This window comes from Corynebacterium genitalium ATCC 33030, from assembly GCF_000143825.1.
GTDB lineage: Bacteria > Actinomycetota > Actinomycetes > Mycobacteriales > Mycobacteriaceae > Corynebacterium > Corynebacterium genitalium.
The window spans coordinates 1,318,921-1,344,757 of sequence record NZ_CM000961.1 but is presented as its reverse complement, the minus strand read 5'-3'; the positions used below and the strand labels follow the sequence as shown (position 1 = coordinate 1,344,757).

Sequence of the window (25,837 nt, the reverse complement as noted above, 5' to 3'; positions counted from 1 at the left end):
TGCTATTTAGAGGTGATTTGCTGCGGGTTGCTCACGTTGAATTCGCCACCCTCGCGCTGCAGAACTGTGTCCAGAGCTAAAGACTTGTTCTCGTTGTCCTCAGACGCGCCCCACACCACAGTTTTGTCTTTGAGATGCAGCACGAAGTCGTACTTCGACCGCGCCTCAATCGAGTCCACGGCACCTTTAGCCTTCTCACTCAAGCTAGCGACAATATCGACGGCATCCTTCCGGACGTTCTCGTCGTTCATACCGCCTGTGAGCTCTACAGCGTTGTCGGGCGGAGTGTCGACGGCGAATTCGCGGCCTTCAGCGTCGATAAGCGTGGCACCCTGCGAGCCCTTCATGAACGCGACTGCGACGTTTTCCTCGACCTTGATCTTGAGCGTGCTGGGCCAACTACGTGAGGCCGTCGCCGACTTCACCCACGGCAAGGAAGCGACCCCGGACGCTGCCTCCCGTGTATTCACCTGCGCGAGCGGGATTCCTGGCTCCACCCCGGTCGCGGAGGCGATGTCTTCGTCTGAGACGTGCTGGTTGCCATCGGCCACCACGTTCTTCACAGTCATCACAGGGGTGAAGTAGATGATCGCCCACGCTACGGCGACGAGGACAAGGAGGGCCGCAATGGCGCCGGCGATTCTCTTCACAGGCATTGCTCTCATGCTCCCGCGAGTGCGTCCAGAATCGGGTCGGCGAGCATCGTCACCGACCCCGCGCCCATCGTCAATACCAGGTCACCAGGGCGCACAAGCTTTGCGACGGCTGCCGGCGCCGCAGAGAAGTTCGGCTCGTACACGACATCTGTGATGGACATGTGGTCCGTAATGATGCGCGAGTCGAGCCCCTCCACCGGAGTTTCGCGGGCGCCGAAGATGTCGAGGACAACAGCGGCGTCGGCAAGCGACAACGCGTCCGCGAACTCGCCGGCGAATTCCTGCGTGCGTGAGTACAGGTGCGGCTGGAAACACACAACAACGCGCGCACCGGTCCCCTTCGCAGCTTTGAGAACTGCATCGACCTCCGTCGGGTGGTGGGCATAGTCGTCGTAGACACGCGTGCCGTCCGACAACTCACCGCGCAGCTCGAACCGGCGGCGCACACCGGTGAAACCGCTCAACCCCTCGGCGAGCGCGAACGGATCCGCACCGGCCGTCACGCCAGCTACCAGAGCTGCGACAGAGTTGAGCACCATGTGCTTTCCGGGGATGGACAGGTGGTACGTCATCTCCGTGCCGTTGAGGTTGACCTTGACCACGCTGAGGTCGTTCTCCGTGCGCCAGTCCACGACATGCGCTGCGTTCGGGATCGAGGGGTGAGTCATGGTGCCGTAACCGACGACAGTCACACCCCGCTCCAGGGCGCGCACGCCGCATTCGGCGGCGGACTCATCATCAAGGCACACGATCAAGGTGCCGGTGTCGGTGATGCGGTCAGCGAAATCGTCGAAAACCTTGTAGTAGGTCTCGGCATCGCCGAAGTAGTCGAGGTGGTCCGGCTCAATGTTCGTGATCACAGCGATGTCGGGCCGGTAGCGCAGCAGCGACCCGTCGGACTCGTCCGCTTCCGCCACGAAGACAGCGCCGCTGCCGTGGTGGGCGTTGGTGCCCGCGCGGTTGAGCTGGCCGCCGATGGCGAAAGAGGGGTCCTCCCCTGCGGCTTGGAGCGCCACGACAGCCATCGACGTCGTCGAAGTCTTACCGTGGGTGCCGGCGAAGAGCATTTGGGTGTAGCCCTCCATCAGCTCACCCAGCAGGTCGGAGCGGCGGATGACAGGAATACCGTGTTCGGCAGCACCGACAAGTTCCGGGTTGTCCTGCGGGATGGCCGCGAAACTGGTCACCACGACCGTGGGCAATTCACCGGCCAACTCGAGGTTCTCGGCCGCGTGACCGACGGCAATGTGAGCGCCTTGGGCTTGCAGTGCCCGCACCGGGCGGCAATCCTTCACGTCGGACCCCGTGACCACGCTGCCACGGTCGAGCAGAATGCGGGCTACGCCCGACATGCCGGATCCACCGATACCGATCAAGTGGACGCGGGAGAGATCAATGCTCATGACTTCCTTCCTGCAGCTGCGACAATCCGACGGGCAATTTCTTCGGCGGCATTACCGGCGCCGGACCCCTGAAGAATGGCGCGCATCTGTTCTTTCGCCCCGGCATCGCCGAGAATCTCCACGACGGCGCCGACAAGCGCGTCGGCGGTCAGATCAGCGTCGTCGATACGCTTTGCTGCACCTGCCTCGACGAGGTGGGCAGAGTTCAATCCCTGCTCACCATTTCCGTGTGGCAGGGGGATATATATCGCCGGTACTCCGGCTGCGGAGTTCTCGGCGACAGTCATCGCACCAGAGCGGCAAATGACCACGTCTGCGACTGCGTACGCTGCTTCCATGTCGTCGATGTACGGGACGGCCGTGTAGTGCTCGTGCGGCTGCGGCGCGTCGTTCTTCCTGCCATACGCATGAAGGACTTGGTAGCCGGACGCTGTCAGCCTGCCCACCGCGCCAGCGAGAGCCTGGTTGATGCTCTGGGCACCTTGCGAGCCTCCGGTGACCAGGATGGTCTCGCGGGCTGGATCCAGGTTCCACATCTTGTATCCGCGCTCGGCTTTCACACCATCCGGATCTTGGCCGACACCAGGACGCACGGGAATGCCCAGGACATCACCTGGCATGCCTGAGTTCGGCACGGCGTTAATGCCCGTGCCGCCGAGACGAGTGCCCAGCTTGTTCGCCATGCCTGTCAGAGCGTTGGTCTCCAGGACGAAGAACGGAATGCCCAGGCTTTTCGCGGCCAGGTAAGCCGAAGCGGCAACGTAGCCACCTGTGCCCAAAACGGCGTGAGCCTGAGTCTCCTTCAGGACTGCACGGGTCTGGTTGACCGATTTCAACAGCTTGCCCGGCACACCGAGCAGCTTGAGGGGCTGCTTGCGCGGAATCGGAACAGGGTCCACCAAGCGGAGGGGAAAATCACGGGCAGGGACAATAGACGTCTCCAGGCCCTTTTCCGTACCAAGCGCCGAGACTACAGCGCCGTGATTGTCGCGCAGCACCTCCGCGACAGCAAGAGCCGGCTCAATGTGGCCGGCAGTTCCACCACCGGCCACAACGATATTCACCGGGGCATCATTATCGTTCATATTGTGCAGTGCACCGCCTTGTTAACTAGCGCGACGAACTTCTTCCCGGCCATCGTAACGCGCGGCCGGGCGGCGCTGTGGGGCTGGTCGGCGCTGCGGTGCCGGACGTGCGGTAACCGGGGTTCCGTAGTCACGTTCGCGGCGGTCCTGGCGGCGGATGTTGCGCTGGTTCGGGGTTCCGGCGGCGTTTCCAACGACGCGTGGTTCGCGGAGGAAGAAGACCCGGTCGAACATCGGGCGGCCGTAGTTCTGCATCGCCGATACTGCGTCCGGTTCATGGCGGGCGACCGAGGCGACCAAGCCCATCGCGCCCAGGGTGATCACGGCGGAGGTGCCTCCGGCGGAGATCATCGGCAGCTGAATACCAGTCACCGGCAGCAGGCCGACAACGTAGCCGATGTTGATGAAGGCCTGGGAGACGATCCCGGTGGTAATCGCCGCTGCCAGGAGAGCTTGGTACTGGTTCTGGGCACGGCGGGCCGTGCGCAGACCGAAGTAGAGCAGCATTGTGAACAGGGTGATCACCAGTGCCCCGCCCCACAAGCCGAGTTCTTCACCAATGACAGCGAAGATGAAGTCGTTTTTCGCTTCCGGCAGGTAGAACCACTTCGCGCGGGACTGGCCCAGGCCCACACCGAAAAGGGAGCCGTCGGCAAGCGACAGGAAGCCTTGGTAGGACTGGAACGCCGTGCCGCGCGTGTCCTCGAAGTGGCCGAAGAGCGCGTCGAAGTAGACATGGAAACGCTGCGAACGGTAACCGCCGGCTGCCATGACCGCGACGAGCAATACCGCGCCGAAACCGGCTGCGACGCTGATGATCTTCCACGGGACACCTGCGAAGACAAGGATGAAGGCGACAACAATCGCAAACGACACCATCATGCCTAGGTCGCCCTGGGCGCCGATGAGGAACATACACAGCGCAGCGACGCAAATGAACGGAACGTACCCGTTGGTGAGTTCGAACATCCTCCGCGGATTCTTGTTCGCCAGAATCGAGGCGCCCCACACACAGATAGCTACGCGGGCGATTTCCGACGGCTGAAGTTGGAATCCGCCAATGTAGATCCACGACTGTGAGCCCACTTCCTCACGGCCGGTTCCGATGCCGGGAACAAGCACCGCAACCAGCAGCAGTACCGAGCCCACCATGAGCAGCGAGGCGCAACTACGGAAGCGCTCAGGCGAAATCTGCAGCGCGATCCAGAACGCGAGCAAACCAAGCGCCACGACGATGCCCTGCTTGAGAGGCTGCGCCCACACAGAGGAGTCATCGAGAACGGACCACGTCATCGACGAGCTGGTCACCATGATCACGCCCAGTCCCGCAAGAACGAGCACGATGGTGCGCGTCATGGTGTAGTCCAGCAACGGCCGGGCATCCATCCATTCGTTCAGGCGCGCCAAGCGACGAGCCATGCCGGAGGAGTACTGGCTCGGCTTCTTTTGCTGCGGTGGCCGCTTGTTCGCGGCAGGCCTCGTCATCGTCACAATTTTCACATTGCCTTACGGCTAGCCGTTTTCGGCGAGGGCGCGCGCAGCGTCCGCGAAAAGATTTCCGCGTTGAGCCATGCCGGAGTACATATCCAGGCTCGCCGCGGCGGGAGCGAGGATGACACTGTCGCCTTCTTTTGCCTGCTCAGAGGCAAAACGGACGACATCATTCATGGCGGTAACAGGGTCGCTCGAGTCCGTCACGAACACATTCACATCAGGCGCATTTTTATCGACGGCCCCAGCAATCACATCCCTATCCACCCCCAACAGAGCGACCGCTCTGAATTGGTGGGCGTGGTCGCGCACGAGCTGATCGACATCCGCGCCCTTGAGTTGACCGCCGGCGATCCATACGATCTTGCCGGCCGTGCCGTTGAGGGCGGAATCAGCCGCGTGAGGGTTTGTCGCCTTAGAGTTGTCGATCCAGGCGACACCGCCTGCCCGGTGAACCACTGCTCCCCTGTGGCCGGAGACCTGATATGAGTGCAGTGCCCGGTCAATCTGCTCCGGGCTTGCCCCACGGGTGACAGCGACGGCCGTGGCGGCAAGTGCGTCGAGGATGCCGGCTTCGCCGGCGGGCTCGATGCCGTCGATAAGCGAAATGCGCGTCGGCGTATCCCCGATGCGGGACACGATGTTTCCGTCAATGACGCCGACCTGGTTGTCGTCCGGCGCGTTCAGCGTGAACCCGATGATGTCACTGCGGCCGGTCTGTGCTGCGAAACGGACAACCTGCTCATCGTCGACACCGGCGACCGCGGTGGAGGCGCTGAAGACTTTCGCTTTTGCCTCAGCGTACGCGTCGAAGCTGCCGTGCCAATCGATGTGGTCGTCAGCCAGGTTGAGTAGCACTCCGGCGTCTGGGGTGAGTTCGTGGGACCAGTGGAGCTGGAAGCTCGATAGCTCGGCGACAAGCACGTCGATGCGTGGTGTCTGCATGAGTGCGTCGGCGACGGCGATGCCGATGTTGCCGCACGCGGCCGCGCGTTTACCTGAATAGGAAGACGCCTCTTCCATGATCGCGGCGAGCATGCCTGTCGTGGTGGTCTTGCCATTCGTTCCAGTGACCACGAGCCAATCACGTGACGGGCCGAAGAAACGGTGCTGATCGAGTAAGTAGCACAGCTCCACATCACCAATGACGGTGCAATTGACATCGCTGGCGGCGACGAGGAGCGGCGAATCCGGGCGCCATCCCGGGGATGTCACCACAAGGGGAAACTCGGTCGCGCGCTGCGCAGCTTCCGCCGTGTCCATGGTGGCGCAGCCTGTTTTTTCCTGCACAGCGGCACGCTTAGTCGCATCATCGTCGGCGACAGCGAAGTCCACTCCCGCAGCGCGGAGCAGCTTCGCAGTGCCGAGCCCCGAGACACCAGCCCCAGCCACGAGTACTCCGCCAGAGAGCATGGGGGTGAAAGGGTCGCCGGCCTGCATGTTTACGCTCATGCCAAGGTCACTCCGGTTGCCGTGAGCCACTCGGCGTAAAAGACCGCCAGACCGATGACCACGGCGATACCGCAGATCAGCCAGAAGCGGATGACCACCGTTGTCTCAGCCCAGCCACCATTTTCAAAGTGGTGGTGGAACGGGGCCATGCGGAACACACGCTTACCGGTGGTCTTGAAGGCAGCAACCTGGATGACCACGGAAGTGGCTTCCATGACGAAGAGAGCGCCGATGATCACCATGAGCACCTCGGTGTGGCTACTGATGGACACGCCAGCCACGAGTCCACCGAGTGCGAGCGAACCGGTGTCACCCATGAAAATCTTCGCCGGGGCGGCGTTCCACCACAGGAAACCGGCGCACGCGCCCATTCCTGCGGCACACAAGATGGCAAGGTCGAGCGGATCGCGGACGTCGTAGCACCCCGGTCCTGGAGTCACGGAGCACGAGTTCCGGAACTGCCAGAACGTGATCACCATGTAGCCGAACATGACCAGCGCTGTAGAACCCGCCGCCAAACCGTCGAGACCATCAGTGAGGTTGACAGCGTTAGACCATGCCGCGATGAGGAAGTAGATGAACACGAGGAAAAGGATCGTGCCCACGACCGCTCCACCGATCGCAATGTCGAAGGTCTCAATGTCGCGGATGAAGCTCAGGTGCGTCGAGCCCGGAGTCAGTCCACTGTCATTTTCAAACTGGAGCAGCAAGTACCCGAAGATCAGGGCAATGGCGAGCTGGCCGGCAAGCTTGGCCTTCTTGTTCAGCCCAAGGTTGCGGTTGAAAAAGAGCTTCATGCCGTCATCGGCGAAACCGAGGAGGCCCAGGCCCATAGTCAGGCCAAGGACGAGCAAACCCGAGGCCGTGAAACCGCCCTTGCCGGTGACAGAACCCCAGATGCCCACAATTACATAGGCCGCGACAATGCCCAGCAAAATGGCGATGCCACCCATCGTGGGTGTGCCGCGTTTGCGGATGTGCGACTTCGGACCGTCCTCACGGATTTCCTGGCCCTGGCCGTGGTTGGTGAAGTAGCGGATGAGCAGCGGGGTGGTGAAGATGGCTACGAGGAAGCTAATGACCCCCGACATGATGATCTGCGTCACTATTGCTTTCCTCCGTCTAACAGTCGTTCCGCTACCCTCCACAGACCGGCAGCGTTGGAGGCTTTCACCAACACAACGTCGCGGTCGGGACGGTCGCGCCAGTTCTCCTCGCCGAGCGGTACCGTGCGCAGGATCTCACTGACCCGTTCCGTTGCGTCCTCGATGTCGAGGGCGCTGACACTTTCAATTCCCCGCTCCGCAGCGCGGCTGAGCAGGGCGGCCGTTTCAGCGCTCTCGCCGACGACAACGAGGTGCGTCACACGATAGCGGGCGAGCTCATTGCCCAACGCGGTGTGTGCTTCCACCGAGTCCTCGCCGAGCTCACCCATCTCCCCCAGCACCGCGATGGAGCGGACGCCGGGGCGGCCCGCAGCAGTGTACCCCAGGGCGGCGATGCCAGCGCGCATGGAGTCCGGGTTAGCGTTGTACGCATCGTTGATCACGGTCACGCCGTCGGCGCGGGTATTCACGTCCATGCGGTTAACGGACAAACTATGTGCGTTAGACAAAGCGCGGGCAACGGTGGCGGCATCCATGCCGGCTTCCATCCCCACCGCTGCTGTGGCCAGGGCATTGGAGACTTGGTGGGCCCCGAACACTTTCAATCTCACCTGCTGGGGTTCGCTGTTGGGCGAATGCATGGTGAAGGAGGCACGTGCGACGTCGTCAAGCGTGATGCCCTCGGCGACATACTCCGCGTTGGAGCGCGGGTCAGTGGAAAAGCACACGACGCGCGCTTTCGTGCGAGACGCCATGCCGGCAACTAGCTCGTCGTCGGCATTGAGGATCGCGATGCCGTCGGCTGGAAGCGCTTCGACGAGCTCGCCCTTCGCCTGCGCGATGTTTTCGCGGGAGCCGAATTCGCCGAGGTGGGCGCTACCGACATTGAGTACCACGCCGATCTGCGGCGGCGCGACGTGAGTGAGTTGCGCGATGTGCCCGATCCCGCGAGCGGACATCTCCGCGACAAGGAAGTCCGTGTCCTCCGTACAGCGCAAAACGGTGTAGGGCAAACCGATCTCATTGTTAAAAGAACCGGGCGGTGCAACCGTTTCGCCGGCATCCGCAAGCACGCTGGCAATGAGGTCTTTAGTGGAGGTCTTTCCAGCAGAACCAGTGATGCCCGTGATGCGCAGCTGATGCTTATCGACGAGCGTCGTCGCCACATGCGCCGCCAACTTCGCCATCCCCGCGACAACTGCGCGGGCGGAACCATCCGGATCATTAGCGGCCAAGTCCGAATTATCACCCTCGATCTGCTCGACGGGCGGAAGAATGACAGCGGGCACCCCTACGTCGCGGGCAACCAGGGCTCCCACAGCACCGCGGTCGATCGCGGACTGCGCGAAGTCGTGGCCGTCCACGTTCGCACCGGGAAGTGCGACGAACAACCCGCCTTCGGTGATCTTCCGCGAATCGAACTCAACATAACCAGTGACGGTGGCCTCTGGATCTGCGCCCGGGCTCAACTGCCCACCTGTAACGCGGGCAATGTCGGCGAGTGTTATCTCGATCATTCCTTGACCTCCTTGCCCTCTCGACGCGCCAGGGCGAACGCGACTTCTTCACGATCATCGAAGTGGTGCGTGGTCTCCCCAATGATCTGCCCGACTTCGTGCCCTTTACCCACGACGATAATGGCATCTCCGGGTTCTGCCCATGCAACCAGGTCCGCGATTGCCTGTGCACGGGAGGCGACCTCGCGAATGTCCGTCGCGGCACCGTCGATGACGCTTTCAGCACCCTGCTTTACAGCCGCACGGATTGCTGCCGGGTCCTCGGTGCGGGGGTTGTCGTCGGTGATGATCACCAGGTCTGCCCGTGTTGCTGCCTCTGCACCCATGAGCGGGCGCTTCGAATGGTCGCGGTCACCACCGGCACCGACAACGACACCGATCCGACCGTCAACCTGCTCGCGCAAGCTGTCCAGCGCAGCTGCGACAGCAGCGGGCTTGTGGGCGTAGTCGACAACAGCAACGAACGGCTGCCCAACGCTCACGCGTTCCATGCGCCCCGGGACTCGGGCCGCGTCCAGCCCCTGCAGGAAGACCTTCGGATCGATGCCCACCGAATCGGCGAGAGCTGTCGCCAGCGCAGTGTTAGCGATGTTGAACGCCCCCGGCAGAGGGATGCGCGTGGAAATGTCCTGCCCGCCGATGCGCACAGTGATGTCCTGCGCACCGGACTCAGTCACACTATCCAGCCGCGCCGTGCAATCGGCGCTGGTGTTATGCACCCCCACGGTGACAGGTGAGTGGGCGCGCTGCGTCATCTTCTGGCCCCATTCGTCGTCAATGCACACGACGGCTTTCTCTGCCCGGTCGAAGAGGATGGCCTTGGCCTCGAAGTAGTCCTCCATCGTGGGGTGGAAGTCCAGGTGGTCCTGGGAGAGGTTGGTAAACCCGGCCGCCGCAAACTTCGTGCCATCGACGCGGCCCAGCACGAGCGCGTGAGAGGAAACCTCCATGACCACGTGCGTCACGCCGCGGGAGACCATGTCCGCGAACAGCTCTTGAAGTTTCGGAGCTTCAGGAGTGGTCAACGATGTGGGCACATCCTCACCTTTGATGCGGGTGCCCGTCGTGCCGATCAACCCGACGGCGCAACCGGCGGCGGTCAACCCGGATTCGAGCAAGTACGTCGTGGTCGTTTTTCCCGACGTTCCCGTCACTCCGATCACCGTCAGGTGCTCAGTCGGGTGTCCGTAGATTTCGGCAGCGACATCACCGAGGATGTCGCGCACACGCTCAACGACGAGTACTGGGCGCTCAAATCCCGTCTCACGCAGGATGTCCCACCCGGCATCATCGGTCAGCACCGCAGAGGCGTCCGACGCGTGCGCGAAGGTGGCGCCGTGCACTCGGGTGCCCGGAAGCGCAGCGAACATCGCACCGCTTTTCACGGCATTCGAATCAAGGCTGATTGCGCTGACGGATAGCGAACTCTCCGGCGCGTTCTCCACGCGCGCGCCTGCGATCTCCGCCAGATTCTCCAGCGAAACCTTAGCCATGGTTATGCACTCCCTTTTCTAACGCGCTTCCAGCACGAACGGCTCACCTGGGTCGGGGCTCTGACCGATGTTCTCGCGGTTGATTAACCAGTTCGCAATCTCGGTGAACACCGGTGCCGCCGACTGGCCGCCAGCGCCGCCTTCGAGCGGACCCCGCTCCGGGTCGTCCAGCATAACCGCGACGACGAAGCGAGGATCATCCGCCGGAGCAATACCGGCGAAAGTGATCCAGTAATCCGAGTTAGAGTATGCGCCCGTTTCGGGGTTGACCTGCTGGGCAGTACCGGTCTTGCCGGCGAGCTGGTAGCCGGGGATCTCGTTGCCGGCAGCAGTACCATTCTGGACACCATTCGGATCATCCTGGAACGGAGAGCGGAACATATTCACAACTGTCTGTGCGGTCTCTTCGCTGGCGACACGGGAGCGGCGGGGCTCGTCTTGCGGCAGCTCCTCCCCGGACTGCTGCACAACCTTTTTGACGATGCGCGGCTCGATGCGTTCACCGTCGTTCGCCAAGGCCTGGTACACGCTGGCGAGTTGGAGGGTGGTCAGGGACATGCCTTGACCGATGGGCAGGTTGGCAAAGGTGCCACCCGACCACTGCTCGCGGGACGGCACGAGACCAGGGGATTCGTTCGGGAGTTCAATGCCGGTGCCCTGCCCGATTCCGAAGCGCTGCAAGTAGTCGTCGAAACGCTCCTCGCCCACCTCCTGAGCGAGCATGAGCGTGCCAACGTTCGAGGACTTACCGAAGATTCCTGTCGTGGTGTACGGCGCATCACCGTGCTCCCACGCGTCTGCGACAGTGACGCCGGACATTTCGATTCGTCCCGGAACTGTGTGCACTTCATCCGGGGTGGTGATGCCCTCTTCAATGGCCGCGGTAGCCGTGATGATCTTGGCCACCGAGCCAGGTTCGAAGGGGTGGGAAATCGACGGGTTATCAAAGCTGCGGCCCTGCGACAGTTGCTTCTCCAAGTCGCCGTTCGGGTCGATCGTGGACGTGTTGGCCATGGCGAGCACCTCGCCGGTGGCAGCATCCAAGACCACAGCCTCGGCGTCCTTGGCCTTCGAGTTCGCCTTCGCTTGCTCCAACAGCTGCTGCACGTAGGCCTGCAGATCCAGATCAATAGTCAGCTCAACGCGCGATCCGTTCACTGCCGGCACAACGTCGCGCAACGTGCCGGGGATGACTTGGCCGTTGGCAGAGACATCTTCGGTGGAGCGGCCGTTGATGCCCGTCAGAATCGCGTCGCTAGAGGCTTCGAGCCCGAACTGGCCCTGCCCGTCCATGGAGACGCGGCCAATAATGTTCTCCCCGATTGCACCGTTGGGGTATTCGCGGATGTCTTGGTGGTCAGCTGCAACACCGTGGAACTTCTGTGCAACCTCAGCAGCGACATCTGGGTCGACATTGCGGACGAGAACCTCATAATCTGTGTCCGCGTGGAGCTTTTCCAGGATGTCTTTGGAGCTCACGCGCGGAGTCTCGAGTTTCTTCTCGTATTTACCTTTTGCGTCCTTGTTGTCCTTACTGTCCTTGTTGTCTTTGTCTTTTTCGGCGTTGTCGTCCGCGTTCTCACGCTCGATGGCTTTCGGATCCTCCCCGACCATGACGGGAATCTCATTAGCCATCTGGCGCAGATAATCCTCTACGCGAGCATCCTGCTGAGCTTCGGCTTCCGCACGGGAGGCACCCTCTTCATACATCTCGTTGCGCACGAGCTCGCCAAGTTCTTTGCGCAGGATCACGGGCGAAACAGTCAGGGAGCGCGCCTGCATCGTGTAGGCAAGATAATTGCCTTCCCGGTCCACGATCTCACCGCGACGAGCGGGATCGGTGAAGGTCCGGGTGCGCTGGTCCGCAGCGACGGTTTGCAGTTCCGGCCCCCACTTGAGCTGCACCCATGCCAAACGCCCAATGAGCACGAGGGCAAGGACCAGGAAAATAGCCGTGAGAATCCGCATCCGGCTGGTGGTAATGACCTTTTGTGCTGGCGCTGCCGGCGGGCGCCGCCGCGGGTGCGGCATTCTCCGCCGTTGCGGGTCCAATCTGCTCACGGCGCTTGTGTCACCTACCTCGCTCACGCCCAATAACTTCAGGGTCTCATCTTGCCCCGCGACGGGGGCTAGGTGATGACCGCCACGCCTTTACGTTTTTACCGAGCGCCAGGAATGCTCGGCAGCGCTGCCGGGGCCCCGCCCGCTGCGGGTGGAGCAGCTGGCGCGGGCGGTCCAGTCGGTGCGCCGTTAGACGTTTGCGGTAAAGCAGACAGATTGTCGGCAACATCGCTCGTCGCGTCACGGTCGCTCGTTGCGCGGTCGACGCGAATAGTCTCTCCGTTGACGTCCACGACCTGGCCGGTTTTCTCCGGGTCGGCCTCGCGCGTCTCGTGGGCTTCGCCCTTCTCATTCACGGCAATAATTCCCGGTTGTTCGGGAACAACGAGACCGGCCGCGTCCGCCTTCGCGGCGATGTCTGCGGCTGCGCGCGCATCCTCCAGGTTGCGGTTGAGGGTCTCAATTTCGTTGCTCAGCGTGCGTTCCTCATTCTGGAGTTGCTGAATGGTGAACGTCTGCTGAGTGGACAGAGCGGAGAGCATCATGGCACCAAAGATGCCCAAAATGAGCAGCGGCAGCGACAGAATGGACAGCTTGGAAAACGTTCGCTTTGCCGCCGTGGTGTTGACCACGCGGCGTCCACGGACAGACACAACCTGCTTCGAACCCAAGCGTCGTGGGCCGCGAGGCAAGTGCGGCTTCAGCCCAGTCGTCTTCGGGCGGGCCGGAGCGGTCTTTGTCGTACGCTCCAACAGCGCCGTCGATCCGGCGGTGAGGTCTCGGCTTGCTCCCATTGTTGTTCCCTTCACTGTTGTTCCAGTTTTTCGACGGCTCGTACACGCACTGGCGCCGCACGCCTGTTGACTTCCACTTCCGCCACCGACGCCTTCTCTGCACCGTGGGTGACCATGCGGAATTCGGCGGCCATGCCCGGCAGTTCGGTCGGTAAACCGGCGGGCGTTTTGGACGTTGTCCACTCCGTGAACGCGCGCTTGACCAGCTTGTCTTCATGCGATTGGTAACTCATGAACACCGCCCGGCCACCGGGGCCGAGGGCTTCGGCGACCATCGGCAGCACGTTGGTGAGTGCGTCCAGTTCGCGGTTGACTTCCACGCGAAGCGCCTGGAATGTCCGCTTCGCCGGGTGGCCGCCGGTGCGGCGGGTGGCGGCCGGAATCACCCGGTAGAGCAACTCCACCAGGCGTGCGGACGTGTCGAAGGGAGCTTTCTCCCGTTCGTCGAGGACAGCGCTGGCGATCTTACCGGCGAAACGCTCGTCGCCGTACGCCTTGAGCACATGCGCGAGGTCACCGTGGCTGTAGGTGTTCAGCACATCGGCCGCAGTAATACCTGCCGACGGGTCCATGCGCATGTCCAGCGGGGCGTCCACGCGGTAAGCGAAGCCGCGCTCTTCCTGGTCGAGCTGCATTGATGAGACACCGAGGTCGAAAAATGCCCCGGCTAAGCCATGCGCGCGTACGGTCTCAAAGACCGGCCCGGTACCGTCGCGCAGCGATTCCGCGAGGCAATCAAAGCGGCCCCGCACCGGCGCGAAACGGTCACCGAATCGCGCGAGACGCTCGCCCGCTTGGGCAAGCGCAGCACCGTCACGGTCAATGCCGATGACTGATGCCTCCGGAAAGGTGTCCAGGAAGTACTCCGTGTGTCCACCGGCACCGAGCGTGCCGTCGACGATGACAGCGTGGGGCCCGAAGCGCTCTACCGCAGGGCGAAGGAGTTCTCCCATGCGGTCGCGCATGACGGGGATGTGGCCGTGGCCGTTGTCGGTTGCTGTTTCCTGTGCCATCGAGTCCACCCCCTTGGAGCGCCCTGGGTTTGAAGTACCTGCAGTTGTTGCCGCGGGGAACGTATAGAGCCCTGCCCGGGGCGGTCATTCTGATATCGGGGAAGTACACCAGAACGACTCGCGCCCCGAGCAGAGTTCGTACACGCTCTCCACTCGCCTGCCCTGTTAGAGCAGACCCGAGAGAATGTCGTCCTCATCAGCCGCCGAGAAGGCAGCCTCGGTATTTTCTTGGTATTTCTCCCAGGACTCCGCGTCCCAGATCTCCAAGAAATCCACTGACCCGATGACCACGCATTCCTTTGAGAGGTTCGCGTAATCGCGGTGCGCCGGCGACAGAGTGATGCGACCCGAACCATCGAGCGCTTGCTCGTCCGCACTTGCTGCCAAGTTACGGATGAAAGCACGCGCCTTCGGATTCGTACGGGAGACCGCTGCCGCCTTACGAGCGCGGGCCGCGAACTCCTCGCGGGGATAGACCGCCAGAGAGTGGTCTTGCCCCTTGGTCACCATCAGACCGTCAGCGAGTCCCTCACGGAATTTCGCTGGCAGTGTCAGGCGTCCCTTGTCGTCCAGCTTGGGAGTATAGGTGCCCAGAAACATCCGGCGCCCTACCTTCCTTCACTCAACGACTCCGGTTGTGAACTTTTATGCAGCTCCACACGACACATCGCGTTTCGCTGGCCCCACTTTAACCCACTTCGTCCCACAAACGCTAGTTTCCGCGGCGTGTTTTCTTAATAAAGTTACTTCACTGCAGGTCACACCGCTTGAATACAGTGGCAGAATCTCCCGCACCCAGCCCCAAAAACGGTCAAAATGCACGAAACATGAATGACTTTAACCTAAATACATCTCTTTAATCACAATGGCACCACCTGGAATATCGGCAATATCCCAGTTCGCAAGAGCCAATGAGCCCGTGTGGGGCAAAGTGGGTGGACGAGGTGGGGCAAAGTGGCAGACATCGCGCATACAAGAAAACCCTCCAAGAACATCAATTCCTGGAGGGTTGAGTACCGCCGTTGATAGCGGCGCGAGGGGTCAGCGGTTAAGCGTCATCTATCTTCGAAACGGCGGCGGAAGTTTTCTTCCATGCGCGAGCTCATGCCATTGCGCTGCGCCTGACTACCTTGGCGCGTTTCTTGCGCCGGCGAAGCGGACTCGTTCGGCGTCTGCAACGCCCACATGCCACCGGCGAACATCACGACGAAGCCAACGATGCTGATGATGACAAACCAGATGCTCTGCGTAGCCAAAGCAACACCACCGATGAGCAGCAGCAGACCCAAAACGATGATGGCGAAAGAGCGAATCGTCAGCTTGCCGGCCGGCTGCTCAGCCCCGTACCCCGCCGAGGAAGCCACCGTCGACCCAAATTTAGGGTCGTCAGCGAGAAGCGACTCCTCAATCTCACGGAGTAACTTCTGTTCTTGCTCTGAAAGAGCCACTTTTCCTCCCAGCCATGTTTGGTCGGTGTCCACTATGTGAGTACAACGCTCAACTACACGGCATTGTTCCCTGGACGCTCACATCATCATAGCGCCTGCACACGCCTGGACATGCTACGCCGCCGCCATACCCGGCCCCTCCCCCGCTACCTCCGCATAGAACGCGGCGGCCCGGTCAACCAGCTCCGCGACTAGTGCACCATCAGGCTTTAGCTCGATGCCCGAGGCGACCCGCCCGCGCAATCGCGAGTAGCCCTCGAACACTTCCGCCCAATAGCCGCCGCGGACACCGGTCAGCTTGAGCTTTGCCCACGCACTGGTTGGCAACCTCTTCCTTTTAGCAATCACCGCCGAATCCGCCACGACTGCGCCTGCCGTTCGCAGTGCTGCGCGGTAGGCGCTCTCCAGCGCAAGATCGGACCGGCCGGCGCCAAGGTGCGCATACGACTCATCCAGCAGAGCTCGAGCGGTGCCGAGAAAATTCTCACTCCGGGAGGCAGCTGGAACCGTTCCGTACACCGTGCCAGTGGTTGCAGAGATAACGCTGTTCATGAGGGGCCTCCTTTGGCTGGCCGTCTCGCCTGTCGGCAGTTCGTTTTGTTGAGTAACAACCTAGGACCCCCACCCGACAAACCGGGCTACCCAATCGAACGCACATTCGAACCCCAAAAATGGCCCCGCACTAACCCCGACGTGATTCGATTAAGACGTGACCTTCACTATCCGCAGGTTGTCCGGTTTTGACTTTGCCCGCATGGCTCCGGACCTGGTTGATCTCTATATCACTGCCATGAAGTACCCGCGCACCCTCCGCGAACAGCGAATCGGGGTATGGCGCCGTGAGACCTCACATCCGGGTTTCACTGCCGTGGCGGCATTCACAGAGACCGGAGCGCTCGCCGGTGTCGCCTACGGTTTCAACGGCACGCCCGACAGATGGTGGGACCAGCAACTTCGTCTGGGTTTGCAGCAACAGAGCATCCCCGACCACATACGGCGCGAGTTGACATCGCATTACTTCGAGCTAGCGGAGATCCACGTTGCGCCTGACCTACAGGGACAGGGCGTTGGACACGCCCTGATTCACGAGCTGCTAGTAGATATAGGTCGCAAGTACGTCCTGCTGTCAACGCCTGAAGTCCCGGCGGAAGCAAATGCCGCTTTCGGTCTCTACCGCTCACTCGGATTCAAAGATGTCCTACGCAACTTCCTCTACGCGGGAGATTCCCGTCCCTTTGCGGTGCTCGGACGCACGCTACCGCTGGGCTCCCAGTCTGTAGAGTGGCCGCTATGGTGACCCATCCCGATAAGGCCGATGTCCCGACTACTGCACAGATCCCCGCGGCTGTGCAACGGGAACTGGAAAAGTTCTTCACCGAGCACGGCCCTTCAGTGGACGTCATCGGTCCGCCGGTATCGGAGGCGGTAGAGCACCTTCGCACCTTCGTTCTCGGGGGTGGTAAGCGCATTCGCCCCACATTCGGATGGGTCGGGTTTGTCGGTGCGAACGGGCTGGAGAATACGGAGGAGGATCCGGCAGCTGTGCTCTGCGCGGTGAGTTCCTTGGAATTCATTCAGGCATGCGCACTCATCCATGATGACATTATCGATGCATCTGCGACCCGGCGCGGAAACCCGACCGTGCACGTCGCCGCTGCGCACAGTCACCGCGAACACAACTGGCTCGGAGATTCCGACAAGTTCGGGGAAAGCCTCGCCATTTTGGTCGGTGATTTGGCGCTCGTGTGGGCAGACGACATGTGGCACCACTCCGGCCTGAGCCATGCGGCTCTTCTCCGCGCTTCCGAGCCCTGGCGAGGCATGCGCACGGAGGTCATCGGCGGCCAGATTCTGGATATTTCGCTCGAAGCCGCCGGCTGCGAAAGCGAAGAGCTTGCAAATGCAGTCAATCGTTTCAAAACTGCCGCATACACCATCGAGCGCCCCCTCCACTTGGGCGCAGCAATCGCGGGTGCGGACGATGACACGATTGCTGCTCTGCGGCGTTACGGCCACGACATCGGGATCGCTTTCCAGCTTCGCGACGACATTCTCGGCGTCTTCGGCGATCCTGAGGTCACTGGAAAACCCGCCGGAGACGACCTGCGGGAAGGCAAGCGCACTGTGCTGTATTCCCGTGCGCTCCAGGCAGCCGATGAGCGTGACCCGGCGGCAGCGCAGCGCCTCCGGGACGGCATTGGTACGGCCCTGACCCCCGACGAGATCGCCGAACTCTCGGGGATCATTCGTGAGACGGGGGCGGTAGAAGACGTCGAAAAGCGTATCGACGAGTTGACCGAATCCGGCCTTGCACATGTCCGTGGTGCCGCGTTGTCGCCCGAGGCGGTGGAGACACTCGAGACCCTGGCGGTCAATGCCACCGCGCGGCGCATGTAAGCTCCGCACCATGTCTCCCCGTGTCGTAGTTCCGCTCGGCGTTGCCGGTACCACGCTTATCGCGCTCGGTTCTTTCGGCGCGGGCGCCACCCGCAACCGCGGCGGAATGCTCGACTACTTCGGATGGGCCTTCCTGTCCTACGGCCACGCGCGCGGGCTTGCCGACGTCGCTCTCACTGCCGGGCTTTTTCTCCTCGTTTTCGCGTGGGTCATGCTGCAGGGAGCTCACGTGGAACAGGTCCGCGCTGCGGTATGGGGGTGGACCGCTCCCCTGCTGCTCGCGGCACCGCTGATGTCGCGCGACGTGTACTCCTACCTCATGCAGGGCGCCATGGTGCGCGACGGCTTCAACCCTTACGACGAGGGCGCGGCCGTCAACCCAGGGCCGTACTTGCTGGAGGTCTCGCACGACTGGCGGAATACGACCACCCCTTATGGCCCGCTGCACTTGTGGATCGGCGAAGGAGTGACCACTGCTGTCGGCGACAACGTCATGGCCGGCATCATTGTCTACAAATTCATCTCCTTCGCCGGTTTCGCCGCTATCGCGTGGGCAGTCCCGCGCATCGCGCGTGAGCTGGGTGGCGATCCTGCATTGGCGCTGTGGCTCGGCGTGGCCAACCCAGTGATGATCATCCACATGGTCGGCGGCATGCATAACGAGTCTGTGATGGTCGGCCTGGTCAGCATCGGCTTGCTCGCCTGCCTGCATAGCCGCTTCTTTGTGGGGATCGTGCTCATCTCCGTGGCGGTGTCGCTCAAGGCGACGGCGGCCATTGCACTGCCGTTTGTCGTGTGGATCGCGATGCAGCGTTACGGCCGCCGAGTCACCGTCTTCCTGGCCACGGGAGTAAGCGTCGTCGCGCTGTCCATCGCCGTCGTCGCCGCAGTTACCTGGGCATCCGGCACATCGTGGGGTTGGCTAGCGGAGATCTCGGGCAACTCGAAGGTGGTCAATCCCCTCTCCGGCGCCACACTCATCACAGACTTGGTCACTCCGCTCGTGTGGCTGGTGGATGAGGAATTCCCTTACAACACTGTCCTCGACTTCACCCGCACCATCGGGTCTGTGCTCATGCTGGTTGGTCTCGTCGTGGTGTGGGTCCTCTACCGCCAGTCGCAGCGCCGCGCCGTCAAGGGCGTAGCACTGGCGTACCTAGTGGCGTTCGTGTTCAACGCGGTGACGCTGCCGTGGTACTACGCATCGTCGATCAGCGTTGCGGGAACGTTCGCACCGCCGCGCTGGCTGGTGAAGGTGACCGTCGCTGCGTCAGTCATTGTCGCGCTGTCGTTCATGGGCAGCGGAAACCACCGCTTTTACGTCGGCTGGTGGATGCTGGCGGTCTTCCTTCTCGGCTGGCTTGCAGCCCGGAGCGTTAAAACGCCATTGCCTGCGCGCGCCTGATTACTTCGCGGGCACCATGCCCATGCAACGCATCGATGGGGCGGCCAGGCAGACTGTCGTCGTCAGTGAAGAGGTAGGCGAGGATTTCGTCGGGGCGGTATCCGCCGTCGAGAAGCACCGTGATCGCGCCACCAACGAACTTGGATAGCTCATCACCGCTCAGAAGCGCCTCTGGAATGTACTTCACACCGTCAGCCTTGTGCGCAACGAGTTTTCCCGCACCAACGTAATCGTGGACCTTGGTCACTGGGACACCGAGACGGTCCGCCACCTCAGGGAAAGACAGCAGCGTTTCGCCCTCAAGAAGGGTGTCAAGGTCATATTCGATATCGCTCACGCTCTTCACTGTACGCGCGCTGCTAGCACTTCCCCAGCCTCGTCGGCCATACTTATATGCCATGAGTGACCTTGCAGCTGGCGACGTATTGGAAGGACGTTACGCCGTGGACCGCCCCATTGCCCGCGGTGGCATGTCCACGGTCTACCGCTGCCTGGATACTCGTCTCGACCGCGAAGTCGCCGCCAAGGTCATGCACCCGCGCTATGTCGACGATCCGCTGTTTCTCGACCGCTTCCAACGCGAAGCTCGCGCCATGGCGCAGATGAGCCACCCGAACTTAGTCAACGTCTACGACTTCTCGTCCCACGGCGAGGATGTCTTCCTCATCATGGAGCTCATCACCGGCGGCACGCTGCGCGAGCTTTTGGCCGAGCGAGGTCCCATGCCCCCGCATGCCGCTGCTGAAGTCATGCGTTCGATGCTCACCGGGCTGTCTGTGGCGCACCGCCGCGGGTTGGTCCATCGCGACATCAAACCGGACAACATCCTCATTAACGGCGACAATTCGGTGAAGCTCGCAGACTTCGGCTTGGTTCGCGCAGCCAGCGAATCCCAGCGTTCCACCGACCAGATCGTGGGCACCGTCGCCTATCTCTCCCCGGAGCAAGTCGACGGTTCCGAGCTCACCCAAGCTTCGGACGTCTACTCCGCCGGCATCGTGCTCTTTGAACTGCTCACCGGTACCCAGCCGTTTTCCGGCGACACCTCACTGGCGCACGCGATGGCGCGGTTGCACAGGGATGTGCCGCCGCCATCCTCACGCATCGCGGGGGTGCCCATGCTTTTCGACGAGCTCGTGGCCACCGCCACTGCCCGCCACCCCCGCGACCGCTTCGCTGACGCAGACGAATTCCTCGACGCCCTCGAAGACGTTTCCGCCGACTTGGACTTGCCCGACTTCACCGTTCCGGCACCGACCCAGTCGGCCGCCCACCGTGTGGCCGCCATTCCGACCGGGGTGACGCAGATCGAACAGGACGGGGCAGAGGAACCCGAGCTTGCGCCCGAAACGCGCTTTGACCACCAGCCGGTATACGAACCAGAGCGCGAGCACCTGCAAGAACCAGTACGCGAACCATCGCCTGCGCTGTATCACCAGGACCACCAGCAGCCGTATCGGCCGCAAGCCCCTGCGCCAGTGCCAGCGCATGCACCTGCGCACCCGCCCGTTCCAGCACAGGCACCGGTGCGCGAACCTGAAGCTCCGCGCATCCCCGAACCGGAGACGAACCGCTCCGCAGCGGCAACAGCCGTCATGGTGCTACTCATGATTACAGCCACCGCGGCTGTCGCCGTCGGTGGCTGGTGGTACGGCTCCGGATGGTACGGGGAGATCCCCGAGATCATCCGGATGCCGGAGTACTACTAAGCGCAACTTAGTTGCGGAGCATCTCCGCGACGAGAAACGCGAGCTCCAGAGCCTGCTCGGTGTTCAGGCGCGGGTCGCACGCGGACTCATAACGGCCCGGCAGGTCGATGTCGGTGATGTCCTGGGCACCGCCGAGGCACTCCGTGACATGCTCGCCGGTCAGCTCGATGTGAATGCCGCCCGGGTGGGTGCCCAGGTGGCGGTGGACCTCGAAGAAGCCCTGCACTTCGTCGATGATCTTGTCGAAGTGGCGGGTCTTGTATCCATTGGACGCGGTGAAGGTGTTGCCGTGCATCGGGTCGGACTGCCAAATGACCTTGTGTCCCTCGCGCTCAACAGCATCCACAATGCCCGGAAGGACATCACGCACCTTGTCGTGGCCCATGCGGGCGACAAAGGTGAGGCGGCCGGGTTCGCGGTTCGGGTCCAGCTTCGCGGCGTAAGCGACGGCTTCCTCCGGGGTGGTGGACGGGCCGAGTTTCAGGCCGATCGGGTTGTTGATCAGCGCCGCGAAGTTCACGTGGAAGTCGTCGAGGCCGCGGGTGCGCTCGCCGATCCAGAGCTGGTGAGCAGACAGATCGTAGAGCTTGGTCTCGCCGTTCTCGTCTTCGGCGAGGCGCAGCATGGCACGCTCGTAATCCACCAGCAACGCCTCGTGGGAAGCGTAGATCTCGGAGGTGCGCAGCTCACGGTCATTCACGCCGCAGGCATCCATGAAGTGCAGGGAGCGGGTGATCTCGCGTGACAGGGCCTCGTAACGGGCGCCGGCAGCGGAGTTAGCCACGAACTCACGGTTCCATGCCTCAACGCGGTACAGGTCAGCGGTACCGGAGGTAGTCAGAGCGCGCACCAAGTTCATGGCGGCAGAGGAGTTGGCGTAAGCGCGGACCATGCGTGCCGGGTCGTGCTTGCGGGACTCTTCGGTGGGTTCCACACCGTTGACAATGTCACCGCGGTAGTTCGGCAGACCGTTCTCGTCCAAGTCCGAGGAACGCGGCTTGGCGTACTGGCCAGCAATGCGGGCCAGTTTCACCACCGGGGTGGACGCTCCGTAGGTGAGCACGACGGCCATCTGCAGCAGCGTCTTGATGTTGGCGCGGATGTGCGGCTCAGTGTTGGACTCGAATGTCTCAGCGCAGTCGCCGCCCTGCAGGAGGAACGCATTGCCCTCAGCGACGTCTGCTAGCTGGCTCTTCAGCTTGTGGATCTCGGGTGCAACCACCACCGGCGGGACCGATTCGAGGATCTTGCGGACGTATACGGCCGCGTTCTCATCCCATGTCGGCTGCTGTTTCGCTTCGAGGCCCAGAACCTTCTGGAATTCCTCATTGATATCGCCGGGCAACGGCGGTAGATCGGGCAGTACTTCTTTGGGGATGTCTACAGTCCAACTCACCCTATAACTTGTAGCACGCCCGAGACGTTTCTCCTACTCAGGGCGGGTAATTCTTCCACGGCGGTCCAATGGCAGAACGTCGTTGCAGGCGCGGAACTTGATCAGGTTGTGTCGAGCGTCCACAAGCGCGTCGTGGGCATCTTTCGGAGCAGGAGGAATCTTCGGGCGGCCAGCCATCTCCCAGTACTGCTTGAGCTCGCGGGTGAACCGCGGCAAGTCCTTAGGCAGCTTCGTCATGTCGCCCCACATCTGCGCGAAAACCACATGATCATAGGCACCCACCCACGCCCACAGCTCAGGCCTCGTGCCGTTTGGGGTGAGAAAGGCATGCACTTCTTCACGGATGCGCGCCAGAGGCTTCCATTCCGGACTGGACGGGTTCGGGAGTTTCTCTAGAACGTTCTCACGCACCCAAGGGTTGGCGCGTGAACCGTTGAAATCCGTGGACACTGCGTAATACTCGCGTCCGTCCTCAGCCACGATGCCGATGGAGATCAGTTCGATGGTGGAGCCATCTTCGATGAACTCCGTGTCATAGAAGTACCGCACGCTTTACTGCAGCCAACCCCACGGCGGCTCGGTGCCCTCCGGGTACCCGTTGCCAGCTTCGAGCGACTTCTTCACGGCCGCCGCGTAGGCGTCGCAGTAGGGGTAGCCGGACAGTTCCTCGAGTTGCTCCATGAAGAAGTCCGTGAACGGGCGCCACACGGCGGAGTCAGACGGGTCGTAGCCGTTGTCGCGGGCCCACTGGTGCGGGTCGATGGGCTCACCGACTTTGATGGTCACCTTGACCGGACGCGGAATCCAGGTGCCAATCGGGTTTGCCTCACGGGTGTCAATCATGGCCACTGGGATGCAAGGCACACCAGTTTCCATCGCGATTCGCGCCATGCCAGTCTTGCCCTTGTAAATGCGGCCGTCCGGGGAACGAGTGCCCTCCGGGTAGATGCAGAACAGGTCGCCGTTGTCGAAGACTTCCTTGGTCACTTTGAGCAAGTTGTCGCCGGCATCTTTCGCAGATCGGTCGATGGGAACCTGTCCCACGGAAGTGAAGAAGAATTTCTGGATGCGCCCGACCAATCCCGGAGCGGTAAAGTACTCCTTCTTTGCGGGGTGCACCAGCTGGCGCGGGCACACCAGGGGAAAGTAGAAGGAGTCCATCACGGCCTGGTGGTTGGACACCATTAGCGCGGGAGTTCCTTCGGGCGGAATGTTGTCCAGGCCGTGCGTTTCAGGCCGGTTCCACAACCGCAGCCAGGGACCAATCAAGATGTACTTGAAAAACTTGTACCACTTGTTGTTCATGTTTTCCCCTAAAGAAGTTTGCGGGCCAAATCAGCAACGCCAATCATACCTGCCTGCGGTCCAAGGTCCGCAGTTTGCAGACGTGGAATCGGGCGGAAGCCGGATCCGACCATGTTGCGACGCATGGCTTCGTGCGCAGCATCGAGGAACAGGTCAGCATCCGCGCTCACTCCCCCGCCCAGCACGATCAACTCCGGGTCGAGCACGTCGCTCACGATGGAAAGACCCTGTCCGAGCCAGCACGCAAAGTCATCCATTGTTGCTAGCGCCAGCGCATCGCCGTTGCGTGCGGCAGCGACAACATCGTTGCCAGTCGCGCGCTTATCGACGGCCCTGCGGTACAGCGTGCAGGGTTCAAATCCACCCTTCGTAGCAATCTCAACGGCGGTGTCCACCAGCGCAGTGCCAGAGGCATAGCGCTCCAAGCACCCTTGTTTCCCGCAGGAGCATGCACGCCCACCTTGGACGACGGTGATGTGACCGAATTCGGGTGCGGTACCAAAAGAACCGCGGTAGATCTCACCGTGATGCATGAGTGTTGCACCAATGCCTGTACCCACGGCAAAGAACACCCACGTGTCTGCGTCCTGGGCGGCACCGTAGCGGTATTCGCCCCACGCCGCGGCGTTCGCATCATGCTCCAGGCATACCGGCAACTCCAGCTCTTCTTCCAGCAGCTGCTTCACTGGCGCGTTGTCCTGCCACGGTAGGTGCGGAGCGAAACGGACCACTTCACAGTCCGGATCCAAGAAACCGGCGACGGCGAGACCGACAGCGCCGATGGAATGCCTGCGGCGCAAAACTTCCACCAGTTCGACGATGGCGTGAGTCAGTCCGTCCGCGTCGTGGGGAGTATGAGTTTCCTCCACGTCCACGATGTCGCCGTGCTTATCGACGACACCAGCGCGCGTATTCGTCCCGCCAATGTCGAATCCGATTGTGACCATGACAGATCATTCTAGACCCAACACACGGACGAGCCTGCTCGTCAGCATCTCCCACGAGAAAGCCTGGCTTACGTGCTCGCGGCCTGCGCGCCCCATGCGTCGACGCCTTTCCGGGTCCGCAAGCAAAGTGAGCACGGCCGTGGTGATCTCTTTCTCTGAATGCCCGTCCACGACAATGCCGCTCTCCGGTGTCACCGTCTCCGGCGCTCCGCCAGAGTCCCCCGCCACAACGGGGATACCGCACGCTTGGGCTTCCAGGTAGACGATGCCTAAGCCTTCGACGTCTAGCCCCCAGCCGCGTGTCCGGGCCGGCATTGCCATGACGTCGGCCGCAGCGAGAAGATCACGCATGTCCTCACGCTCCAGGCGGCCATGGAAACGCACTGAGTCTGTGACGGCGTTTCTATCGGCCAGCTTGCGCAGCGTGTCTTCATAAGGTCCCTGCCCGATGATCGCGAGCTTCGCATCCGGAAAGACCTGCCGGATACTTGGCCAAACGCGAATCAACATGTCCTGTCCTTTGCGCGCGACGAGCCGAGACGGAACAACCACCAACGGGTCTGCCCCGTAGCCGTAACGCTGCCGTGCTGAGCGCCGCTGCGACTCTGAAGCTGGGCGGAAGAAGTCCGTATCCACGCCCGACGGCAACGCGACATACTCCGGGTGCTTCCCGAAGGCGCGTGAGAACCTCCTGCGGGTGTAGTCCGACACGTAAGTCACCACGTCGGAGGAGTTTCCAATCCGCCGTAGTGCCTGGCGCGGCCCTGGGAGCATCGACCACCCGACTTCATGGCCGTGGGTGCTTGCGACAATTCTCTTCGCACCCGCCTTGCGCGCGACCCCGGCCATCAACCCCAACGGGGCGGCGGCGCCGAACCACACGGTGTCAATGCCCTGTTCTCGAATGATCTGGCTCATGCGTTCAGCGGTTCGAGGGGTAGGGAGCATGACCTGCTTCGGCCAGCGAAAGATGGGGATGGCAGAAGAAGCGTCGTAAAGCGATGCTTGCTCATGATCCTGTGTCGATGCGAAAACAACGATGGACTCCGCACCGCAGGTAGCAGCGACAGCGTCGGTGAAATCCCGCAAATACGACTGAATCCCGCCGAAAGTAGGCGGGAAGTCGTTGGTGACCAGGAGAACCTTAATGGCGCAGATG

24 protein-coding genes are annotated in these 25,837 nt (G+C 62.0%); 4 read left to right on the top strand and 20 right to left on the bottom strand.

The window, feature by feature from the left end; genetic code table 11:
- Positions 1-2 precede the first annotated feature (2 nt).
- The 14 genes from HMPREF0291_RS06320 to HMPREF0291_RS06255 form a co-directional block, all read right to left on the bottom strand.
- Positions 3-656 (bottom strand): cell division protein FtsQ/DivIB, encoded by a 654-nt coding sequence (locus HMPREF0291_RS06320; RefSeq protein ID WP_232210288.1) that lies wholly within the window; start codon positions 654-656, stop codon positions 3-5.
- Between the two features lie 5 nt (positions 657-661).
- On the bottom strand, positions 662-2,059 hold the full coding sequence (gene murC, locus HMPREF0291_RS06315) for a UDP-N-acetylmuramate--L-alanine ligase (RefSeq protein WP_005289567.1): 1,398 nt from the start codon (positions 2,057-2,059) through the stop codon (positions 662-664).
- Complete coding sequence (locus HMPREF0291_RS06310; RefSeq protein ID WP_005289565.1) at positions 2,056-3,144, bottom strand: UDP-N-acetylglucosamine--N-acetylmuramyl-(pentapeptide) pyrophosphoryl-undecaprenol N-acetylglucosamine transferase; 1,089 nt, start codon at positions 3,142-3,144, stop codon at positions 2,056-2,058. Before HMPREF0291_RS06310 ends, murC begins: the two co-directional genes overlap by 4 nt.
- Positions 3,145-3,165: 21 nt before the next feature.
- Positions 3,166-4,629, bottom strand: coding sequence for an FtsW/RodA/SpoVE family cell cycle protein (locus HMPREF0291_RS06305; RefSeq protein WP_156774816.1), 1,464 nt, complete (start codon positions 4,627-4,629; stop codon positions 3,166-3,168).
- A gap of 27 nt (positions 4,630-4,656) precedes the next feature.
- On the bottom strand, positions 4,657-6,087 hold the full coding sequence (gene murD, locus HMPREF0291_RS06300) for a UDP-N-acetylmuramoyl-L-alanine--D-glutamate ligase (protein ID WP_005289560.1): 1,431 nt from the start codon (positions 6,085-6,087) through the stop codon (positions 4,657-4,659).
- On the bottom strand, positions 6,084-7,193 hold the full coding sequence (mraY, locus tag HMPREF0291_RS06295; protein WP_005289559.1) for a phospho-N-acetylmuramoyl-pentapeptide-transferase: 1,110 nt from the start codon (positions 7,191-7,193) through the stop codon (positions 6,084-6,086). The genes murD and mraY overlap by 4 nt, the downstream gene beginning before the upstream one ends.
- Positions 7,193-8,710 carry a UDP-N-acetylmuramoyl-tripeptide--D-alanyl-D-alanine ligase gene (locus HMPREF0291_RS06290; RefSeq protein WP_005289557.1) on the bottom strand — a complete coding sequence of 506 codons (1,518 nt, stop codon included), beginning with the start codon at positions 8,708-8,710 and terminating at the stop codon, positions 7,193-7,195. The genes mraY and HMPREF0291_RS06290 overlap by 1 nt, the downstream gene beginning before the upstream one ends.
- Positions 8,707-10,203, bottom strand: coding sequence for a UDP-N-acetylmuramoyl-L-alanyl-D-glutamate--2,6-diaminopimelate ligase (locus HMPREF0291_RS06285; protein WP_005289555.1), 1,497 nt, complete (start codon positions 10,201-10,203; stop codon positions 8,707-8,709). The genes HMPREF0291_RS06290 and HMPREF0291_RS06285 overlap by 4 nt, the downstream gene beginning before the upstream one ends.
- A gap of 18 nt (positions 10,204-10,221) precedes the next feature.
- Complete coding sequence (locus HMPREF0291_RS06280; RefSeq protein ID WP_370687004.1) at positions 10,222-12,171, bottom strand: peptidoglycan D,D-transpeptidase FtsI family protein; 1,950 nt, start codon at positions 12,169-12,171, stop codon at positions 10,222-10,224.
- Between the two features lie 191 nt (positions 12,172-12,362).
- The gene (gene ftsL / locus HMPREF0291_RS06275) at positions 12,363-13,058 is read right to left on the bottom strand and encodes a cell division protein FtsL (protein WP_050748800.1); all 696 of its coding nucleotides are present in this window, start codon (positions 13,056-13,058) and stop codon (positions 12,363-12,365) included.
- Positions 13,059-13,069: 11 nt separating this feature from the next.
- Positions 13,070-14,071, bottom strand: a complete 1,002-nt coding sequence (rsmH, locus tag HMPREF0291_RS06270) for a 16S rRNA (cytosine(1402)-N(4))-methyltransferase RsmH (protein WP_005289550.1) — start codon at positions 14,069-14,071, stop codon at positions 13,070-13,072.
- 165 nt (positions 14,072-14,236) lie between these two features.
- The gene (gene mraZ, locus HMPREF0291_RS06265; RefSeq protein WP_005289548.1) at positions 14,237-14,671 is read right to left on the bottom strand and encodes a division/cell wall cluster transcriptional repressor MraZ; all 435 of its coding nucleotides are present in this window, start codon (positions 14,669-14,671) and stop codon (positions 14,237-14,239) included.
- Between the two features lie 455 nt (positions 14,672-15,126).
- Positions 15,127-15,519, bottom strand: a complete 393-nt coding sequence (locus HMPREF0291_RS06260) for a DUF3040 domain-containing protein (RefSeq protein WP_040423594.1) — start codon at positions 15,517-15,519, stop codon at positions 15,127-15,129.
- Between the two features lie 114 nt (positions 15,520-15,633).
- Positions 15,634-16,071 (bottom strand): SAV_6107 family HEPN domain-containing protein, encoded by a 438-nt coding sequence (locus tag HMPREF0291_RS06255; protein ID WP_005289544.1) that lies wholly within the window; start codon positions 16,069-16,071, stop codon positions 15,634-15,636.
- Between the two features lie 157 nt (positions 16,072-16,228).
- On the opposite strand from HMPREF0291_RS06255, the gene HMPREF0291_RS06250 reads away from it, so the two are divergent.
- Genes HMPREF0291_RS06250 through HMPREF0291_RS06240 form a run of 3 tightly spaced genes read left to right on the top strand, consistent with a single transcriptional unit; the run spans position 16,229 to position 19,321 of the window.
- Positions 16,229-16,816: a GNAT family N-acetyltransferase gene (locus HMPREF0291_RS06250; protein ID WP_005289542.1), complete on the top strand. Its 588-nt coding sequence runs from the start codon at positions 16,229-16,231 to the stop codon at positions 16,814-16,816.
- Positions 16,810-17,916 carry a polyprenyl synthetase family protein gene (locus tag HMPREF0291_RS06245; protein ID WP_005289540.1) on the top strand — a complete coding sequence of 369 codons (1,107 nt, stop codon included), beginning with the start codon at positions 16,810-16,812 and terminating at the stop codon, positions 17,914-17,916. Before HMPREF0291_RS06250 ends, HMPREF0291_RS06245 begins: the two co-directional genes overlap by 7 nt.
- Positions 17,917-17,926: 10 nt before the next feature.
- Complete coding sequence (locus tag HMPREF0291_RS06240) at positions 17,927-19,321, top strand: alpha-(1->6)-mannopyranosyltransferase A (RefSeq protein WP_005289537.1); 1,395 nt, start codon at positions 17,927-17,929, stop codon at positions 19,319-19,321.
- Here the strand turns inward: HMPREF0291_RS06240 and HMPREF0291_RS06235 are convergent.
- On the bottom strand, positions 19,293-19,667 hold the full coding sequence (locus tag HMPREF0291_RS06235) for an Rv2175c family DNA-binding protein (protein ID WP_005289534.1): 375 nt from the start codon (positions 19,665-19,667) through the stop codon (positions 19,293-19,295). The two genes, HMPREF0291_RS06240 and HMPREF0291_RS06235, sit on opposite strands and share 29 nt — an antisense overlap.
- A gap of 52 nt (positions 19,668-19,719) precedes the next feature.
- Here HMPREF0291_RS06235 and HMPREF0291_RS06230 point away from each other — a divergent pair, with 52 nt between their 5' ends.
- Positions 19,720-21,030, top strand: a complete 1,311-nt coding sequence (locus tag HMPREF0291_RS06230) for a protein kinase domain-containing protein (RefSeq protein ID WP_005289532.1) — start codon at positions 19,720-19,722, stop codon at positions 21,028-21,030.
- Positions 21,031-21,037: 7 nt separating this feature from the next.
- On the opposite strand, the gene HMPREF0291_RS06225 is transcribed toward HMPREF0291_RS06230, so the two are convergent.
- The 5 genes from HMPREF0291_RS06225 to HMPREF0291_RS06205 are packed head-to-tail and all read right to left on the bottom strand — an operon-like array spanning position 21,038 to position 25,827.
- Entirely contained in the window at positions 21,038-22,426 is a 1,389-nt protein-coding gene (locus HMPREF0291_RS06225; protein WP_005289530.1) for a class II 3-deoxy-7-phosphoheptulonate synthase, read from the bottom strand.
- Positions 22,427-22,459: 33 nt separating this feature from the next.
- Complete coding sequence (locus HMPREF0291_RS06220; protein ID WP_005289528.1) at positions 22,460-22,975, bottom strand: polyadenylate-specific 3'-exoribonuclease AS; 516 nt, start codon at positions 22,973-22,975, stop codon at positions 22,460-22,462.
- Positions 22,976-22,978: 3 nt separating this feature from the next.
- Entirely contained in the window at positions 22,979-23,731 is a 753-nt protein-coding gene (locus HMPREF0291_RS06215) for a lysophospholipid acyltransferase family protein (protein ID WP_005289525.1), read from the bottom strand.
- A gap of 8 nt (positions 23,732-23,739) precedes the next feature.
- On the bottom strand, positions 23,740-24,678 hold the full coding sequence (locus tag HMPREF0291_RS06210; RefSeq protein ID WP_005289522.1) for an ROK family protein: 939 nt from the start codon (positions 24,676-24,678) through the stop codon (positions 23,740-23,742).
- Positions 24,679-24,684: 6 nt separating this feature from the next.
- Positions 24,685-25,827, bottom strand: coding sequence for a glycosyltransferase family 4 protein (locus HMPREF0291_RS06205; RefSeq protein ID WP_083770277.1), 1,143 nt, complete (start codon positions 25,825-25,827; stop codon positions 24,685-24,687).
- Positions 25,828-25,837: the final 10 nt, after the last annotated feature.

What these genes read in the sequence shown, in the direction of transcription:
- HMPREF0291_RS06320 (WP_232210288.1), bottom strand. Translation starts at nt 656, where the DNA reads ATGCCTGTGAAGAGAATCGCCGGCGCCATTGCGGCCCTCCTTGTCCTC.
- murC (WP_005289567.1), bottom strand. Translation starts at nt 2,059, where the DNA reads ATGAGCATTGATCTCTCCCGCGTCCACTTGATCGGTATCGGTGGATCC.
- HMPREF0291_RS06310 (WP_005289565.1), bottom strand. Translation starts at nt 3,144, where the DNA reads ATGAACGATAATGATGCCCCGGTGAATATCGTTGTGGCCGGTGGTGGA.
- HMPREF0291_RS06305 (WP_156774816.1), bottom strand. Translation starts at nt 4,629, where the DNA reads ATGACGAGGCCTGCCGCGAACAAGCGGCCACCGCAGCAAAAGAAGCCG.
- murD (WP_005289560.1), bottom strand. Translation starts at nt 6,087, where the DNA reads ATGAGCGTAAACATGCAGGCCGGCGACCCTTTCACCCCCATGCTCTCT.
- HMPREF0291_RS06290 (WP_005289557.1), bottom strand. Translation starts at nt 8,710, where the DNA reads ATGATCGAGATAACACTCGCCGACATTGCCCGCGTTACAGGTGGGCAG.
- HMPREF0291_RS06285 (WP_005289555.1), bottom strand. Translation starts at nt 10,203, where the DNA reads ATGGCTAAGGTTTCGCTGGAGAATCTGGCGGAGATCGCAGGCGCGCGC.
- HMPREF0291_RS06280 (WP_370687004.1), bottom strand. Translation starts at nt 12,171, where the DNA reads ATGCGGATTCTCACGGCTATTTTCCTGGTCCTTGCCCTCGTGCTCATT.
- ftsL (WP_050748800.1), bottom strand. Translation starts at nt 13,058, where the DNA reads ATGGGAGCAAGCCGAGACCTCACCGCCGGATCGACGGCGCTGTTGGAG.
- rsmH (WP_005289550.1), bottom strand. Translation starts at nt 14,071, where the DNA reads ATGGCACAGGAAACAGCAACCGACAACGGCCACGGCCACATCCCCGTC.
- mraZ (WP_005289548.1), bottom strand. Translation starts at nt 14,671, where the DNA reads ATGTTTCTGGGCACCTATACTCCCAAGCTGGACGACAAGGGACGCCTG.
- HMPREF0291_RS06255 (WP_005289544.1), bottom strand. Translation starts at nt 16,071, where the DNA reads ATGAACAGCGTTATCTCTGCAACCACTGGCACGGTGTACGGAACGGTT.
- HMPREF0291_RS06245 (WP_005289540.1), top strand. Translation starts at nt 16,810, where the DNA reads ATGGTGACCCATCCCGATAAGGCCGATGTCCCGACTACTGCACAGATC.
- HMPREF0291_RS06240 (WP_005289537.1), top strand. Translation starts at nt 17,927, where the DNA reads ATGTCTCCCCGTGTCGTAGTTCCGCTCGGCGTTGCCGGTACCACGCTT.
- HMPREF0291_RS06230 (WP_005289532.1), top strand. Translation starts at nt 19,720, where the DNA reads ATGAGTGACCTTGCAGCTGGCGACGTATTGGAAGGACGTTACGCCGTG.
- HMPREF0291_RS06215 (WP_005289525.1), bottom strand. Translation starts at nt 23,731, where the DNA reads ATGAACAACAAGTGGTACAAGTTTTTCAAGTACATCTTGATTGGTCCC.
- HMPREF0291_RS06210 (WP_005289522.1), bottom strand. Translation starts at nt 24,678, where the DNA reads ATGGTCACAATCGGATTCGACATTGGCGGGACGAATACGCGCGCTGGT.